At 38.9% G+C, this 17087-nt stretch carries 12 protein-coding genes; 8 read left to right on the plus strand and 4 right to left on the minus strand.

Translation table 11 applies throughout. The annotated features are described in order from the left end of the window. Positions 1 to 37: 37 nt before the first annotated feature. The 3 genes from ACO05S_RS06990 (at position 38) to ribE (ending at position 2537) form a co-directional block, all read left to right on the plus strand. Positions 38 to 691, plus strand: a complete 654-nt coding sequence (locus ACO05S_RS06990) for a riboflavin synthase (protein ID WP_421920807.1) — start codon at positions 38 to 40, stop codon at positions 689 to 691. Positions 692 to 715: 24 nt separating this feature from the next. Next, entirely contained in the window at positions 716 to 1954 is a 1239-nt protein-coding gene (locus ACO05S_RS06995) for a bifunctional 3,4-dihydroxy-2-butanone-4-phosphate synthase/GTP cyclohydrolase II (RefSeq protein WP_421920808.1), read from the plus strand. A 121-nt stretch (positions 1955 to 2075) separates the two neighbouring features. After that, positions 2076 to 2537 (plus strand): 6,7-dimethyl-8-ribityllumazine synthase, encoded by a 462-nt coding sequence (gene ribE, locus ACO05S_RS07000; protein WP_421920809.1) that lies wholly within the window; start codon positions 2076 to 2078, stop codon positions 2535 to 2537. A gap of 115 nt (positions 2538 to 2652) precedes the next feature. Here the strand turns inward: ribE and ACO05S_RS07005 are convergent, their stop codons facing one another. Next, complete coding sequence (locus ACO05S_RS07005) at positions 2653 to 3678, minus strand: pseudouridine synthase (RefSeq protein ID WP_421920810.1); 1026 nt, start codon at positions 3676 to 3678, stop codon at positions 2653 to 2655. Between the two features lie 663 nt (positions 3679 to 4341). On the opposite strand from ACO05S_RS07005, the gene glmM reads away from it, so the two are divergent. The 4 genes from glmM to secDF all read left to right on the plus strand — a co-directional run bounded on the left by glmM (position 4342) and on the right by secDF (position 10932). Continuing rightward, positions 4342 to 5730 (plus strand): phosphoglucosamine mutase, encoded by a 1389-nt coding sequence (glmM, locus tag ACO05S_RS07010; RefSeq protein WP_421920811.1) that lies wholly within the window; start codon positions 4342 to 4344, stop codon positions 5728 to 5730. Between the two features lie 506 nt (positions 5731 to 6236). Then, complete coding sequence (mdh, locus tag ACO05S_RS07015; RefSeq protein WP_421920812.1) at positions 6237 to 7175, plus strand: malate dehydrogenase; 939 nt, start codon at positions 6237 to 6239, stop codon at positions 7173 to 7175. Between the two features lie 183 nt (positions 7176 to 7358). After that, positions 7359 to 7802 carry a retropepsin-like aspartic protease gene (locus tag ACO05S_RS07020; RefSeq protein ID WP_421920813.1) on the plus strand — a complete coding sequence of 148 codons (444 nt, stop codon included), beginning with the start codon at positions 7359 to 7361 and terminating at the stop codon, positions 7800 to 7802. A gap of 142 nt (positions 7803 to 7944) precedes the next feature. Continuing rightward, the gene (gene secDF / locus ACO05S_RS07025; protein WP_421920814.1) at positions 7945 to 10932 is read left to right on the plus strand and encodes a protein translocase subunit SecDF; all 2988 of its coding nucleotides are present in this window, start codon (positions 7945 to 7947) and stop codon (positions 10930 to 10932) included. 669 nt (positions 10933 to 11601) lie between these two features. Here the strand turns inward: secDF and ACO05S_RS07030 are convergent. The 3 genes from ACO05S_RS07030 to ACO05S_RS07040 form a co-directional block, all read right to left on the minus strand. Continuing rightward, positions 11602 to 11796 (minus strand): hypothetical protein, encoded by a 195-nt coding sequence (locus tag ACO05S_RS07030; RefSeq protein WP_421920815.1) that lies wholly within the window; start codon positions 11794 to 11796, stop codon positions 11602 to 11604. A 450-nt stretch (positions 11797 to 12246) separates the two neighbouring features. Then, on the minus strand, positions 12247 to 12603 hold the full coding sequence (locus ACO05S_RS07035; RefSeq protein ID WP_421920817.1) for a RidA family protein: 357 nt from the start codon (positions 12601 to 12603) through the stop codon (positions 12247 to 12249). Between the two features lie 245 nt (positions 12604 to 12848). Next, positions 12849 to 15473 (minus strand): valine--tRNA ligase, encoded by a 2625-nt coding sequence (locus ACO05S_RS07040; RefSeq protein WP_421920818.1) that lies wholly within the window; start codon positions 15471 to 15473, stop codon positions 12849 to 12851. Positions 15474 to 15882: 409 nt separating this feature from the next. On the opposite strand from ACO05S_RS07040, the gene ACO05S_RS07045 reads away from it, so the two are divergent. Continuing rightward, positions 15883 to 17082 carry a pyridoxal phosphate-dependent aminotransferase gene (locus ACO05S_RS07045; protein ID WP_421920819.1) on the plus strand — a complete coding sequence of 400 codons (1200 nt, stop codon included), beginning with the start codon at positions 15883 to 15885 and terminating at the stop codon, positions 17080 to 17082. Positions 17083 to 17087: the final 5 nt, after the last annotated feature.

Below are 17087 nucleotides of genomic sequence, written 5' to 3' on the forward strand. Positions count from 1 at the left end.
AACCGATAACTGATAACTGACAACCGATAACTGATAAATGTTTACAGGACTAATAGAAGAAATAGGACAGATAAAAGCCATAAAACAAGGAGCAAAATCGATTCGTTTGAGTATTGCTGCCAGTAAAATTATGGATGATGTGAAATTGGGCGATAGTATAGCTACCAATGGCATTTGTCTGACAGTGGTAAGCTTCGACACGGCCGGTTTTACAGCGGATGTAATGCCTGAAACCATGAATAGAACCAATTTTGGATCGCTCGGGCTTGGTAGCAAAGTGAATTTGGAGAGAGCTGTTCGCGTTGGCGACAGGTTGGGAGGCCACATGGTAAGCGGTCATGTTGATGGATTAGGCGAAATCCTAGGCCAGGAAAAAGATGATAATGCCATTTGGGTAAGTATTGCTGCTCCTAAAAACATCCTGAAATATGTAATTGAGAAAGGATCAATTGCCATTGATGGAATTAGCCTAACAGTGGCTTATGTAGATGATAAGGTATTTAAGGTGTCAATTATTCCTTTAACACAGGACGACACTACTTTAGTAGCTAAAAAGGTCGGAGAAAAAGTAAATCTCGAGTGTGACATGACGGCGAAGTACATCGAAAAATTCATGTTTCACCGAGAAGAGGAAAAATCACAGAAAACAGATATTTCGATGGATTTTTTAAGAGAAAACGGATTTGTATAAACAAAACAACAAACCAGATAAGGAATGGAATTTCATACTATTGAAGAGGCGATTGAAGACATCAAACAAGGTAAGATGATTGTGGTGGTGGATGATGAAGATCGCGAGAATGAAGGTGATTTATTAATGGCAGCCGAAAAGGCTACTCCTGAGACAATTAACTTTATGGCACGTCAGGCTAGAGGGTTAATCTGTATGCCAATAGTTAAAGAGCGTTTGGATGAGTTGGATATCGATATGATGGTATACAATAACACCGATGCCAAGCAAACTGCCTTTACCGTTAGTATTGACGCAGCTGATTGCAAAACCGGAATTTCTGCTCACGAACGTGCTCACACCATTAAAAGAGTATTGGAAAAAGATGCCAAGCCTAAGGATTTTACTCGCCCAGGGCATATTTTTCCGTTGGTGGCTCGTAAAAACGGAGTATTGGTTCGTGCAGGCCATACCGAGGCTGCTGTTGATTTGGCTCGCATGGCGGGCTGTTACCCGGCTGGCGTAATCTGCGAAATCATGAACGAAGATGGCACTATGGCTCGTGTTCCTGAACTAAAGGAGTACTGCCAAAAGCACAATCTTAAAATGATCTCTATAGCTGATCTGATTGAGTATCGTCGTAAGACAGAAAGCATGATCGAAAAGATTACAGAAACTGCTATGCCAACCAAGCACGGCGAGTTCAGAGCTCATGGTTATATCAATAAAATTACTGGCGAGCATCATGTTGCCCTGGTAAAAGGAAATGTAGACACCAACGAACCTGTTTTAACTCGCGTTCATTCCGAATGCCTTACCGGTGATGCTTTTGGTTCGCTTCGATGCGATTGCGGAGAACAGCTGCAGGAAGCTTTAAGAAGAATAGAAGAAGCAGGCCGTGGTGTTCTTTTGTACATGCGCCAGGAAGGTCGTGGAATTGGCCTGATCAACAAACTTCGTGCATACCAACTGCAAGATATGGGTATGGATACTGTTGAAGCGAACCTTGCTCTTGGCTTTAAAGCTGACTTGCGTGATTATGGAATTGGAGCTGCAATTCTGGCTGATTTAGGGGTTAAAAACTTAAACCTGATGACCAACAATCCATTAAAAGTTGCAGGCTTAAAAGGTTATGGAATCAAGATTGTTGAAAGAGAACAAATCGAAATGTCACACCACGAAAAGAATGAATTTTACATGATGACCAAAATGAAGAAGATGGGTCACATGTTGCACCAGGATGTGAAGTGGAACCTTCAGAACGACGATAAGAAAATAAAATAGCAAATGTGGGATGAGTGAATAACTTTAAGTACTCGAGCTACTTTAAGCAGTTTTTATAATATCTGTTTAGATTAAAAAAGTTCACTACTCACAATAAAAGAGAAAAATAAAATTAAAAGATATGAATACAATTGAAGGTAAATTAATTGCCGAAGGCCTTAAGTTTGGAATTGTAGCTGGCCGTTTTAACGAATTTATTGGCAGTAAATTATTAGGTGGCGCATTGGATGCAATCAAGCGTCATGGAGCATCAGAAAATGATGTGGATGTTGCTTGGGTTCCCGGAGCTTTCGAGATTCCCTTGATCGCAAAAAAAATGGTTAAGAGTGGTAAATATGATGCGGTAATCTGTTTGGGCGCTGTAATTAAAGGTTCTACTCCTCATTTCGACTATGTATCTAACGAGGTAACCAAAGGTGTGGCAAGTGTTTCTTTAGAATCGGAAGTTCCTGTAATTTTTGGAGTATTAACTGTTGATACCATCGAACAGGCAATTGAGCGTGCAGGTACCAAAGCAGGAAACAAAGGCTACGAAGCTGCTGTTTCGGGTATTGAAATGGCTAATTTATTAAAGCAGTTGTAATTTGTTTTCAGCAACAAGTTGCCAGATTAAAAAACTGCCATCTAGCTTGAGATTTTTTCTCAGTAGATGGCAGTTTTTTTAGCTGCGTGCTGTGAGTGGATCAGCGACAGCTGTCTTAAAAAAGCTTTAGCATTCTAACTTCTTCCTGAGTTAGGAATCTCCATTTCCCTCTTGGAATGTTTTTCTTGGTAATTCCTGCAAAGAAAACACGATCCAACTTTTCAACCGTATAGCCCAGGTGTTCGAAAATTCGGCGTACAATTCTGTTTTTGCCAGAGTGAATTTCGATACCTACCTGTTTCTTGTCTTTCTGATCTGCAAAACTAATAGCATCCGATTTGATAAAGCCATCTTCCAATTCCAATCCTTTATCCACCATATCCAGTTCCTCTTGCGAGATTTCACGATCGAGAAATACATGATAGATCTTTTTCTTATTATAGCTTGGGTGAGTCAAACGCTTGGTTAAATCACCATCATTGGTAAAAAGCAACACTCCGGTTGTCATCCTATCCAATCTTCCTACAGGGTAAACCCTTTCGGTGCAAGCATTTTTAATCAGGTCGATTACAGTTCTTCTTCCCATCGGATCATCCAAGGTGGTAACAAAATCTTTTGGTTTGTTCAGAACAAGGTACACTTTGGCTTCCGGACTCAATAAATTACCATCCATACATACCTTATCTTTAAGATTTACTTTGGTGCCAACCTCGGTAACTACTTTTCCATTTACACTTACTCGCCCCTCTGCAATTCTTGAATCTGCCTCGCGTCTTGAGCATTCTCCGGAATTGGCAATAAATCTGTTCAATCTAAGAATGCCATCTTTTGGCCCCCTCATTCTGGCATGCTCTAGCTGCTTCTTCTTGCTGTAATGTCTTTTTTGCAATTCCTCCTTGTTCGGACCATTTTCATCAAACCTTTTCTTTGATCTGGCTTTAAATGGCTTTTTTTGATCCGATTGTCTTGAAAACCTTTTCTTGCCATCCGGATTTTCTGAAAAATCTTTCTTCCTTCTTTCCCTTCCTTCTGAATCACCCTTAAAATCCGACTTCGATTCATCAGATTTATTTCCGCTATATCTTTTTGATCGGTAGTTTGTCTTTTCTCTCCTTGGTTTACCGTAAGTCTTTTCTTCCATTTTTTGACTGTATGATCAATGTTTTGAACTTGCAAAGGTATTAATTATCAAAGAATATATTTAAGCAATACCGGTTTTATTATGAAACTACCATGATTAAAATCATTAATAAACATGTACAATAACGTGAGTTCGACGTAAAATTCGTTCACAGTTTGATCTGATTTTGAGTAGAAATTTTCTCAAATTTTCGAAGGAATATCGGTATATTTCAAGAAGATTTGAGGAAATTTATGCCGAAAGCAGGCAAACACATAATGGAAAGTTCTCTTTACGACAGCTTCACATTAAAAATTCCTCAAAATAGCCCGCTATTCTTTCCAAATTTTTAATGCAAATCTATCCCAAATAGAACTTTCTGTGGATAGAATTTTACGTCGAACTCACGTTACAATAATGATTGTTTTAATTTATTCTTTTTAAAAGATGGAGGCATAATCCTATCTACTGTGATATCTTTTATCCTGGAATAAACTTAAAAGGATAAGAATACCAGGTTTATTTCATGCTAACATCTGGTATAAAATGTTAAAAAGTTGATTTTAGTTATTCCATATAATATTCTAGTTTTTTTTACATTTGTGCGAAGTGAATATTGTAGATTACAAATAGTTCAAAAGCCAAATATTGTATTGACTGTAAACATTAAATTAAAATAATAAAATGGCATTAATTAAATCAATTTCCGGTATTCGTGGTACGATTGGTGGAAAAGTAGGAGAAGGATTAAGTCCTCTTGATGTAGTCAAATTCTCTGCTGCATATGGCACTTGGGCATTGCGCCGACACGAAGGAAAAAAGATAAAAGTGGTTGTAGGTCGCGACGCACGCATCTCTGGCGAAATGGTAGATAAATTGGTTGTAGGCACATTAATGGGATTAGGAATTGATGTGATTGAAATTGGATTGGCATCAACTCCTACCACCGAGTTTGCGGTAACCGAAGAAAAAGCCGAGGGAGGTATTATCTTAACTGCTAGTCACAATCCAAAGCAATGGAATGCACTTAAGTTACTAAACGAGAAAGGTGAATTCCTAAACGATGAGGATGGTAAGCTTGTGCTAAGCATTGCCGAGCAAGAAGATTTCTTGTTTGCCGAAGTAGATGATTTAGGTCAGATTACTTATGCAGAAGATTATACTCAAAAGCATATCGACCATGTTTGTCAACTTGATTTAGTTGATGTGGAAGCCATTAAAAAGGCAAACTTTTCGGTTGCTGTGGATGCTGTAAATTCAGTTGGTGGAACTGCAATTCCCGGCATGCTAAAAGCATTGGGAGTGAAAAATGTTGTGGAATTGTACTGTGAGCCAAATGGTCAGTTCCCACACAATCCGGAACCACTTCCCGAAAACCTAACTGCCATTGCTGATGTTATGAAAGAAGGCAAGGCTGATTTGGGTTTTGTAGTCGATCCTGATGTGGATAGACTGGCTATTGTTAACGAAGACGGAAGCATGTTTGGAGAAGAGTATACTCTTGTTGCTTGTGCCGATTACGTATTGGCTAATACTCCTGGAAATACCGTTTCAAATCTTTCTTCGACAAGGGCATTAAGAGATGTAACAGAAAAACACAAGGGTGCTTATGAGGCTTCAGCAGTTGGCGAGGTGAATGTGGTTACAAAAATGAAAACCAACAATGCCGTAATTGGTGGCGAAGGTAATGGAGGAATTATTTATCCGGCCAGTCATTACGGTCGTGATGCATTGGTTGGCGTAGGCTTGTTCTTGAGTCACCTGGCAAAAACAGGAATGAAATCTTCTGAATTGAGAGCTTCTTACCCCAATTACTTCATATCTAAGAATAAGATCGAGTTAACTCCGGAAATTGATGTTGATGCAGTGCTTGTGGCAATGAAAGAAAGGTACAAGCATGAAAAAGTAAATGATATTGATGGCGTTAAGATTGATTTTGCCAATGAATGGGTGCATTTAAGAAAATCAAATACCGAACCTATTATCAGAATTTATTCTGAGAGTGAAAATGAAGAAACAGCAAACCAATTGGCCGAAAAAATCATTTCAGAAATCAAAGAGATCATTAATTAAGAAAATACAAGCTTTATTTAAGTTAAGTGCATTGATTTATTTCAATGCGCTTTTTTTGTTTATAAAAGAAAAAATTCCGTAACCGTTTGCGTATTGTCGATTCAATCTTCCCCAGCGTCAGAAATAAATTGCATGTCGGCAAAAACACCCTTTAACATTGGGCTTGCTTTTCGGTGCAATTGCTGTTAATACTAGAAGACCTCTTTATCGTTTATTCTTAAAATGCGATATAATGGTGTTTTCGTCCAGCTTAAAATCTCTAAATATGTCAGAAACTGGATGTTTATTGAGTATTTTTTATATATTTAAAAATAGCTGTTAAAAAGCAGGTCTTTTTCTAGTTCTAAATATGGCATTGTGTTTATATTTGCTGACGAATTAAAGAAAAAAATCTATATTAATTAAGAACCAAATAATAATGAATGAATATTGCTTAATCAATTTACTCCTGATAACTGGGATTATTTTAAGTAGATTGTAAAGCGCCTTACTAAAAACTTACTGATATGAAGATTACCGTAGTTGGTGCAGGGAATGTGGGGGCAACCTGTGCAAATTGTATCGCTCAAAAAGAGTTGGCTAACGAAGTGGTACTGGTGGATATTAAAGATGGATTGGCAGAAGGTAAAGCATTAGATATGTGGCAGACTGCTCCAATTATCTATTACGACACAAGAGTTAAAGGTGTAACCAACGATTATTCTGCAACAGCTGGATCCGAAGTGGTAGTGATTACTTCGGGAGTACCCCGTAAGCCAGGTATGAGTCGCGATGACCTAATTGCAACCAATGCGGGTATCGTAAAATCAGTTACCGAAAATGTAATTGCTTACTCTCCCGATGCCATTATTATTATTGTATCAAATCCTTTGGATGTGATGACTTATGCTGCATTTTTAACAGCAAAAAAATCATCAAACAAAGTGTTTGGTATGGCTGGTGTATTAGATACAGCACGCTACCGTGCTTTTTTGGCAGAAGAGTTAAATGTATCTCCTAAAGATATTCGCGCTTTGTTGATGGGAGGCCATGGTGATACTATGGTTCCACTTCCAAGATATACTACCGTTGCCGGTATTCCTGTTACTGATTTGATTGATGAAGATAAATTAAATGTCATTATTGAAAGAACTAAGTTCGGTGGTGGCGAACTGGTAAACCTAATGGGTACTTCGGCTTGGTATGCTCCGGGAGCGGCAGCAGCACAAATGGTAGAAGCTATCGTTCGTGATCAAAAAAGAATTTTCCCAGTATGTGCTCTATTGAATGGTGAATACGGAATGAAAGATATTTATCTTGGAGTTCCTGTAAAACTTGGTAGAAATGGTATCGAAGAAATTATTGAAGTTAAATTAAACAAAGACGAAATGGCATTGCTGAAAGATTCAGCAGCAGCCGTGAAGTCGGTTATGAAAGTTTTGGATGAAATGAACATTATGGCCTAATCGGTTCATTTTATTAAAGGGAAGAGGTTGTCTCATATGAGATGACCTCTTTTTTTGCATTAATAAAACCAGACTAAATCGCAAAATTCAAAATTAAATCCGTCTATCAACAAGAATTTTTAGTTCAGTAATCTTAGCACAAAATAAGTTTGCTTTTGCTATATTTGCTCACCTTTGCACAAAATGAAAAAAATGATTGAAATACCCATAGAAGTTGTTGAGCTGGAAGAGAATAGTTTTCACTTGTTGATTGAGTGTAAGATCAACTCAGATCAGAAAGGTGAAATGGTGATTGACACAGGTGCTTCGAAAACTGTGCTTGATAATAACTTTGTGGATGATTATCAAAAAATAGAAAAAGAAGAATCTGAAGTAAAATCAAGAGGCTTAGGAGCAGGAAGCATAGAAACAGAGATGGCCAAAATCGACAGGTTTAAAGTGGGAACTCTATGCATAAATCAATTTTCTTGCGCCCTAATTGATCTATCCGGAATTAACGAAATGTATCGCCAGTATTGCAATCGAGAGATATGCGGATTGCTTGGTAGCGACTTCCTTTTAAAGTATAATGGAATTATTGATTACAGCAGAAGAGTTTTACAATTAAGCACAGACAGAGTTGGCTGAATTTACAAAGGACTGTAAATCCATAAAATGCTAGTTATTATGGGACAAAGGAATTTGAAAAAAATTAATATATTTGTGCGTTAATTTGCGGTTGGAAATATAAAATACCACATAAAGTAAGAATTTATTTAAACCTAAACACATGCGAAATAAAGGAGCGATTCGTCTACTCGCTATTGTTCTTGCGTTAGTAAGTTTGTATCAATTGACTTTTACTTACGTAACGAAGAAAGTTGAAAAGGAAGCTCGTGAGTTTGGAGCTGGCGACATGAAGAAAGAACAAACCTATCTTGACTCGATAAGAGGAGAAGAGGTTTACAATTTCTTTTGGCTGAAAAAATACACTTATAAAGAGTGTAAGGAATTGGAAATGAACTTGGGGCTTGACCTTAAGGGAGGTATGAACGTTACAATGGAAGTTTCTGTTGTTGATATCATCAAAGCGATGGCTAACAACACAAAAGATGAAACTTTTAATGCTGCAATTGCCCAAGCTAAAAAAATGCAAGCAAACAGTGGTAAAGGTTTCGTTGAGTTGTTCGGCGAAGCATTCCAGAAAATCGATCCCAACGCACAATTATCTTCTCCTGATATCTTTGGTACTCTTGAGATGAAAGACAAAATTCCTTTTGGAGCATCAAATGCGGATGTGTTAAAGGTGATCAAAGAAGAAACCGACGGCGCCATTGACAATACCTATAATATCCTGCGTTCTCGTATCGACCGTTTTGGTGTTGCTCAGCCTAACATCCAAAAAGCCGACGTATCGGGTCGTATCATTATCGAATTGCCAGGTATTAAAGATCCAACTCGTGTTCGTAAACTTCTACAAGGAACTGCTAGTCTAGAGTTCTGGGAAACTTACAGCGCTCCCGAGGTAATGGCTTATTTAAATGCAGCCAATACCAAACTTGCCGAAATTAAAAATGCAGGCGAAGAAGTTGTAGAAGAAACTGCTAAGGAAGAAGAAGTAAAAGAAGAGGCAAATGAAGAAGAAGTTGCCCTTTTAGATAAAATTGAAGAAGAAGGTGCTCAAGACTCATTGGCTACATCGCAAGATGCCAAGGCAATGGCGAAAATGTATCCATTGTTCTCAATCTTAAGCCCAACTCAACAAGGTGGATCTTCTAAGGCTGTAATAGGTAGATCTCACATTAAAGATACTTCTGAAGTTAACAGCATTCTTAAAATGCCTGCAATCAAATCAGTTCTACCTCGTAATCTAAAATTCTTCTGGGGAGTTAAATCTATCGACGAAGGTGGTAACATATTCGAATTGTTTGCAATTAAAGTAACAAGCCGCGATGGCAAAGCCCCATTGGATGGCGATGCTGTTACTTCAGCACGCGAACAAGTTGACCAACAAACCGCCAAGTACGAAGTATCAATGAGTATGAGTGGCGAAGGTGCTAAAACCTGGGCTCGCTTAACTAAAGACAACGTAAACCGTGCCATTGCAATTGTATTGGACGGATATGTTTATTCTGCACCAAACGTAATTTCTGAAATTAAAGGTGGTCAGTCAAGCATTAGTGGCGACTTCTCTGTTGCCGAAGCAAAAGACTTGGCAAACATCTTAAAGTCGGGTAAGCTTCCTGCTCCTGCACATATTATTGCCGACGAAGTTGTTGGTCCATCTTTGGGTAAAGAGTCAATCCAAAAAGGGATGTACTCCTTTATCATCGCTTTCGTGTTGGTATTGGTTTATATGTTCTTCTTCTACAGTAAAGGTGCTGGTTTAGCCGCCAATATCGCATTGATTACCAACTTATTCTTCATCTTTGGTGTGTTAGCATCATTAGGTGCAGTTCTTACTTTACCAGGTATTGCAGGTATCGTATTAACAATCGGTATGTCGGTGGATGCAAACGTACTGATCTACGAACGTATTCAGGAAGAGCTCAAAGCAGGCAAAGGATTAGGCCTTGCCATTAGCGATGGTTACAAAAATGCTTACTCTGCAATTATCGATGGTAACATCACTACCTTGTTAACAGGTATCATTCTATACTTGTTTGGCGAAGGTCCAATTAAAGGTTTCGCAACTACATTGGTAATCGGTATCTTCTCATCACTGTTTGCTGCAATCTTTATTACTCGCTTAATTTTCGAAGCACAAACATCTCGCAATCGTAAAGTTACTTTTGCAACTAAATTTACCGATAACTGGTTAAGAAATTCTGCCATTACTTTCCTACAAAAAAGAAAAGTATTCTACGTAGTTTCTGCTATTGCTATCGTCTTAAGTGTGGTATCCCTTTCTACAAAAGGTTTGAACCAAGGCATCGACTTTACCGGAGGTAGAACCTACGTTGTAGCATTCGATCAGGCTGTTAGTGTTGAAGATATATCCAAATCATTGGAAAAAGTTTATGATCACGCTCCCGAAGTAAAAACATTTGGTGGCAACAACCAGGTTAAAATATCTACCAAATACAAAATCGACGAGTCGGGAACCGAAGTAGATGACGAAGTAGAAGGTTTACTATACGAAGGATTAAAATCCTACATGGCCGACGGAACAACCAAAGCCGATTTCTTGGAAAACAACCGTAAAATGTCGCAAAAAGTTGGCCCAACCATTGCTGATGATATTCGCACTTCTGCATTGTGGTCAATCTTAGGAGCATTAATCGTGATCTTCCTATACATCATGATTCGTTTCTCGAACTGGCAGTATGGTTTAGGCGCAGTAGCCGCATTGGCTCACGATTCAATCATCGTATTGGGTATCTTCTCTATCTTCTATGGAATTCTTCCATTCTCATTAGAGATCGACCAGGCATTTATCGCAGCAATCCTTACAGTAGTAGGTTACTCAATTAACGATACCGTGGTAGTATTCGACCGTATTCGTGAGTATCTGGGATTATATCCTAAACGCGATCGTGAAGAAACCGTAAACAAAGCCTTAAACAGCACAATGCGTCGTACATTTAGTACATCCCTTTCAACAATGGTGGTATTGTTGGCCATCTTCTTGTTCGGTGGTACTTCAATTCAAGGATTTACATTCGCATTGTTAGTTGGTGTTATGGTAGGTACCTACTCATCACTATTTATTGCATCACCTATTGCTTACGACACAAGCTTGCGTGTACAGAAAGTAGTAGACAAAAGAAAAAAATAATTGAACTTTCAATAAGCTTCATCCCCCGGCCTTTTGGTTCGGGGGATTTTTGTTTTAGGGCGTTCCCTCCTACCTCGGTCGGGCTTTCCGTTCCTACTCCTCGCTCCTTCCTCGCTGCGGGGTATCCACTACAATCCCTAACGCAAGGCAGCTGCAAAGCTTTTAATTAGCATAACGTGAGTTCGACGTAAAATTCGTTCACAGTTTGATCTGATTTTGAGTAGAAATTTTCTCAAATTTTCGAAGGAATATCGGGATCTTTCAAGAAGATTTGAGGAAATTTATGCCGAAAGCAGGCAAACAAATAATGGAAAGTTCTCTTTACGACATCTTCACATTAAAAATTCCTCAAAATAGCCCGCTATTCTTTCCAAATTTTTAATGCAAATCTATCCCAAATATAACTTTCTGTGGATAGAATTTTAAGTCGAACTCACGTTAACATAGGTTCATGGGCAGCGCATCAATATAAAAAGTTTGATGCTGCAATTACAGTAAGGGTATCAACTCTTTTATAAAAACTTCCCGAAAAAAGCCCTTCATTCCTTGTAAACCCCAAGGGTGCTTCATTCAAAACATCAAATACACATCATTTGCAATTGGTATAAATTTAAGAGATCAGGACTAAGGCCCCCTCGCATCTGCAAGCCTCTCTTTTCTACTTAGATCTTAGAACCAAAACCCCATTAAAATCCTGTAATCTAGCTCTGCCGAAGTAAGCCCGTCATCGCTTGTAATCCCTGATGATGATTCATCCAAACATCCTCCTGCTGTGCCACTTCCCCTTGTCAACTGCATCGTTCTAGCTACCAATTGTTGCAAGAGACCTGCCACCTGCACTCTTCTACCCGCCGTTGTTCCCATAATTTATGCGATAAGCATGCTTCTACCTGCCATTGTTTCCCTACTTCCTGATAAAAGTACCGTTCCACCTGGCATTGTTTCCCTACTTCCTGTCAAATGCACTGCACTTATTAACAAATACGGTGCAGATATCAACAAATACCTTGCACTTGGCAGGTAGAACGGCGCAGATGGCAGGCAGAACGGTGCACTTATTAACACGAACAATGCATTTATCAACACGAAGGATGCACTTGGCAGATCGAAGGGTGCAGACGGCAGTTAGAACAGTGCACTTATCAACAAATAGTGAAACAATGCCAGCCCGAACAGCGCAGGTGGCACAAAATACAAATGAAAATCTGCAAAAAAAGAGACCAATAGCTAAACAATGTCTTGCTTTTACATGAAACAACAAATCCGAAATACCAAGAAGATATTTCGGATTGCGCTTTATGTTTTTCCCTGTTATTAAGCCTCTTTCTTAGCAGCCACTACCGACATTTCTACCAATAATTCAGGACGAGCCATGCGCGCTTCCACACAAGCACGAGCTGGTTGATATCCATCCACAACCCATGCATCCCATACTTCGTTCATAGCAGCAAAATCTTTCATATCACGAACATAAATGGTAACCGAAAGGATGTGTTTTTTATCAGAGCCTGCTTTTTTCAATAACTCTTCTACTTTTTCAAGTGTTGTAACGGTTTGCTCTTTGATATCCTTGCTAGCATCTTTTGCTGTTTGTCCACAAAGGTAAATGGTGTTGCCGTGCTCAACAATACGGCTCATTCTCGGAGTTGAATCTGTTCTTTTGATACTCATTTTGATTAATGTTTAAGTCATTTTGTGGGGCGAAGATATAAAAAAGGCAAAAGCGATAAGATGAAAACTAAAAGTATTTTAAGGAAAAACAGATTGCCCCAAAGAGGATGCAAAATCTGGAACACAGATTTAACTGATCGGACCAATTTGTACGAATCTTATGCGTTTCTGCAGTGTTTTATGCAAATAAAAAATGCCGCTCCAAACGAAACGGCATTTTATATGTACAGTTGAGATGATCTCAATTACTTCATGCTGGCAATGCGCTCTTCCAAAACTTTAATTTTGGCTTCGGCATCTGCCATTTTCTTTTTCTCCATTTCAACCACTTTAGCAGGTGCGTTGTTCACGAAGCGTTCGTTGCTCATTTTCTTTTGAACAGAAGCAAGGAATCCTTGAGTATATTTCAACTCTTCTTCCAATTTCTTCAGTTCTTCTTCCACATCAACCAAATCGCCAAGCGGAATAAAATACTCCACTGCTTTAACGATGAACGACATTGCTCCTGTCATTTCATCATTGGTAGCTGAAATCTCGTTAAGATTACACATTTTAGCGATAACTGTATCGAAAGAAACATCGTAATCGCCTTCTTTCAAACGGTAATTCATAACCAATACATCTTTAAATGCAATGTTCTTTTGCTTGCGGATATTACGAACAGCAACAATTACTTCCTTTACCTGCTCGAATTTATCCAATAATGCTGCATCGTAAGCCTCAGGCTTAGGCATCACAGAAATCATGATGCTATCCTCATCATTTCTTTCAGCCAATAGCTGGTAAATTTCCTCGGTAAGGAAAGGCATGAATGGGTGTAGCAACTGCATTAACTTCTCGAACAAGCCAACTGTAGCTTCGTAGGTTTTCTTATCGATTGGCTGCTGATATCCTGGTTTCACCATTTCCAAATACCAGGATGAGAATTCATCGCGGAACAAGGTGTAAACAGTCATTAAAGCCTCACTAATTCTGTACTGTTCGAACTGCTCATCCAATGTTGCCATGGTTTTGTTCAAACGAGCATGGAATACTTCGGTTGCAATTCTTGCCGATTCAGGCTGCTCAATGTCAGCAACTTCCCAACCTTTAACCAAACGGAATGCATTCCAGATTTTGGTAGTAAAGTTACGTCCTTGCTCAGGCAAGTTCTCGTCGAACAACAAGTCACCACCTGCAGGAGAACAAAGTAACATACCCACACGAACACCATCAGCACCATACTTGGCAATCAAATCCAGTGGATCTGGTGAGTTACCCAATGATTTAGACATCTTACGACGTTGGCTATCGCGAACAATTCCTGTTAGGTACACATTGCTGAATGGCTTTTCGCCGATATATTCATAACCCGCAATCACCATACGTGCAATCCAGAAGAAAAGAATGTCCGGACCAGACACCAAGTCATTGGTTGGGTAATAGTATTTAATTTCTTCGTTACCAGGCTTGCGAATACCATCGAAAACCGAAATTGGCCACAACCACGACGAGAACCATGTATCCAATACATCCTCATCCTGGCGCAAGTCTTCTGCTTTATATTCTTTTCCTGTTTTTGCTTTCGCTTCAACAATAGCTTCCTCTACAGTTTTGGCAACTACATATCCACCTTCAGGCAAATAGTAAACAGGAATTCTTTGTCCCCACCACAACTGACGCGAGATACACCAATCTTTCACATTCTCCATCCAATGGCGGTATGTGTTTTTAAATTTAGTAGGATGCAATTGAATGTCATCATTCATTACATGCTCCAATGCTGGTGCCGAAAGCTCTTTCATTTTCAGGAACCACTGCATACTTAGCTTAGGCTCGATTACGGCATCGGTTCTTTCAGAAAAACCAACTTTGTTCACGTAATCTTCCGTTTTTACCAGGTTACCAGCGGCTTCCAGGTCAGGAATAATTAAATCGCGAACTTCGAAACGATCTTTGCCAATGTACAATTGAGCAGCTTCGCTCATGGTTCCATTGTCGTTGAAAATATCGATTGATTCAAGATTATGACGATCACCAATTTCGTAGTCGTTCAAATCGTGAGCAGGTGTAATTTTTAAGGCACCAGTACCGAACTCCATATCAACATACTCATCCTGAATAATAGGTACAGAACGGTTTACCAAAGGAACAATTACACGCTTGCCTTTCAGGTGAGTGAAACGCTCATCGTTTGGATTCACACAAACAGCGGTATCACCAAGAATGGTTTCCGGACGAGTGGTAGCAATTGTTACATACTCATCTTCGCTTCCTTCAATTTTATATCTTAAATAATAAAGTTTCGATTGTAGTTCTTTGTAAATAACCTCCTCATCAGAAACCGCAGTTTGTGCAGAAGGATCCCAGTTTACCATACGAATACCACGGTAAATTTTATCTTTCTTATACAAATCAATAAATACATCGATAACTGATTCGTAAAGAGATTCATCCATGGTAAAAGCAGTACGCTCCCAATCACAAGAAGCACCTAATTTCTTTAACTGCTCCAAAATGATTCCACCGTGCTTCTCTTTCCACTCCCAAGCATGTTTCATGAACTCATCGCGAGTGATATCTGCTTTAGCTATTCCTTCTTGCTTTAGTTTATTTACAACTTTAGCTTCGGTTGCAATCGACGCATGGTCGGTTCCTGGTACCCAACAGACATTCTTTCCCTGCAATCTGGCTCTGCGGACCAATACATCTTGGATTGTATTGTTTAGCATATGCCCCATGTGTAACACACCAGTGACGTTTGGTGGCGGTATTACAATTGTATACGCCTCTCTCTCGTCAGGTACTGAGTGGAAGAATCCTTTATCCATCCAATACTTGTACCACTTGTCCTCCGATTCTGCAGGATTGTACTTCGTTGGGATTTCCATTTGTTTAACTAAAATTTGTTAATTCTATAATTTCAAAAAAAATTTGGCTCAAAATTAAGAAATTATATGGGATATTACTTCACTGAATGACAATAAAATGAGGGGAATCAAAAATCTGATTTCGCAATTGTTTTTCCCTTTAAGATCATCCTCTGCTTCTTCCTAAGGGACAGTTTTTTAAATGTATGCTGAAAAGCAATAAAAATGATTTTTTTTACCTTCTTTTTTATCTATTTTTGGCAAACTCAGTTTCTAAGTACTTCGAGTACTTATGAGTACTTAAAGTTAAGCTGATTTAGAAGAATTTCTCACTTCAAGTCGACTTACACAACTATAAGTACTTTAGGCATTTTAAGTATTTAGGCACTCGTTAACAAATTATTCAAACACTTAAACATATTTATAACAAATGCCACAGATATCAGACAAAGGAAGATTGATGCCTGAGTCACCAATTCGTAAATTGGTTCCTTACGCAGAAGGCGCAAAAGCAAAAGGCAGAACAGTTTATCATTTGAACATTGGTCAGCCTGACATTAAAACTCCGGAAGTTGCAATGAATGCAATCCGAAATTGCACCGAGAAAGTAATTGAATATTCTCACTCAGCAGGTAATATTTCTTACCGTAAGAAGTTAGCCAAAATGTACCAAGGCATAGGTATTAATGTAAACGAGGAAGAGATGTTGATTACAACTGGTGGATCGGAAGCAATCACTTTCGCTTTAATGACTTGCTTGAATCCCGGCGATGAAGTTTTGATTCCCGAGCCATTCTACGCCAACTACAACGGCTTTGCAATTGCAGCTGGTGTTAGGGTTGTTCCTATTACTTCTAATATCGAGAACGATTTTGCATTGCCATCAATCGAAGAGTTCGAAAAATTGATGACTCCTAACACAAAAGCTATTGTTATTTGTAATCCTAACAACCCTACTGGTTACCTATACTCAAAGGATGAATTGAATCAATTGCGTGAATTAGTTATGAAGCACGATTTGTTCCTTTTCTCTGATGAAGTATATCGCGAATTCTGTTATGGTGGTGAAGAGCATTTCTCGGCTATGAACTTGGAAGGTATCGAGCAAAACGTTGTAATGATGGACTCTGTTTCGAAGCGTTACAGCGAATGCGGTGTTCGTATTGGTGCTTTAATCACTAAAAACAAAGATGTAATCAATACTGCATTAAAGTTTGCTCAGGCTCGTTTGTGTCCACCAGCATTTGGACAGATTGCTGCCGAAGCTTCTTTGGATACTCCAAAAGAATATTTTGATGAAGTTTACAATGAATACATTGCTCGTCGTGATTTTATGGTTGCTGCTTTAAACCAGATGGAAGGTGTTTATTGCCCAAGCCCGAAAGGTGCATTCTACACGGTGGTAAAACTTCCAATTGATGATGCAGATAAATTTGCGCAGTGGATTTTGGAAGAGTTCGAACATAAAAACCAAACGGTAATGGTTGCTCCCGCTACCGGATTTTATGCCACTCCAGGTTTAGGTAAAAACGAAGTTCGTATTGCATATGTATTAAAGAAGGAAGATCTTGCCAATGCTATGGAAACTCTTGCCGAGGCATTAAAGGTTTATCCGGGAAGAACCCTTTAATATAA

The sequence above is a fragment of the Marinifilum sp. genome (assembly GCF_965230805.1).
Lineage (GTDB): Bacteria > Bacteroidota > Bacteroidia > Bacteroidales > Marinifilaceae > Marinifilum.

Bases quoted from the DNA above. Each gene is read 5' to 3' on its own strand.
- ACO05S_RS06990 (WP_421920807.1), top strand. From the start codon at position 38: ATGTTTACAGGACTAATAGAAGAAATAGGACAGATAAAAGCCATAAAA.
- ACO05S_RS06995 (WP_421920808.1), top strand. From the start codon at position 716: ATGGAATTTCATACTATTGAAGAGGCGATTGAAGACATCAAACAAGGT.
- ribE (WP_421920809.1), top strand. From the start codon at position 2,076: ATGAATACAATTGAAGGTAAATTAATTGCCGAAGGCCTTAAGTTTGGA.
- ACO05S_RS07005 (WP_421920810.1), bottom strand. From the start codon at position 3,678: ATGGAAGAAAAGACTTACGGTAAACCAAGGAGAGAAAAGACAAACTAC.
- glmM (WP_421920811.1), top strand. From the start codon at position 4,342: ATGGCATTAATTAAATCAATTTCCGGTATTCGTGGTACGATTGGTGGA.
- mdh (WP_421920812.1), top strand. From the start codon at position 6,237: ATGAAGATTACCGTAGTTGGTGCAGGGAATGTGGGGGCAACCTGTGCA.
- ACO05S_RS07020 (WP_421920813.1), top strand. From the start codon at position 7,359: ATGAAAAAAATGATTGAAATACCCATAGAAGTTGTTGAGCTGGAAGAG.
- secDF (WP_421920814.1), top strand. From the start codon at position 7,945: ATGCGAAATAAAGGAGCGATTCGTCTACTCGCTATTGTTCTTGCGTTA.
- ACO05S_RS07030 (WP_421920815.1), bottom strand. From the start codon at position 11,796: ATGGGAACAACGGCGGGTAGAAGAGTGCAGGTGGCAGGTCTCTTGCAA.
- ACO05S_RS07035 (WP_421920817.1), bottom strand. From the start codon at position 12,603: ATGAGTATCAAAAGAACAGATTCAACTCCGAGAATGAGCCGTATTGTT.
- ACO05S_RS07040 (WP_421920818.1), bottom strand. From the start codon at position 15,473: ATGGAAATCCCAACGAAGTACAATCCTGCAGAATCGGAGGACAAGTGG.
- ACO05S_RS07045 (WP_421920819.1), top strand. From the start codon at position 15,883: ATGCCACAGATATCAGACAAAGGAAGATTGATGCCTGAGTCACCAATT.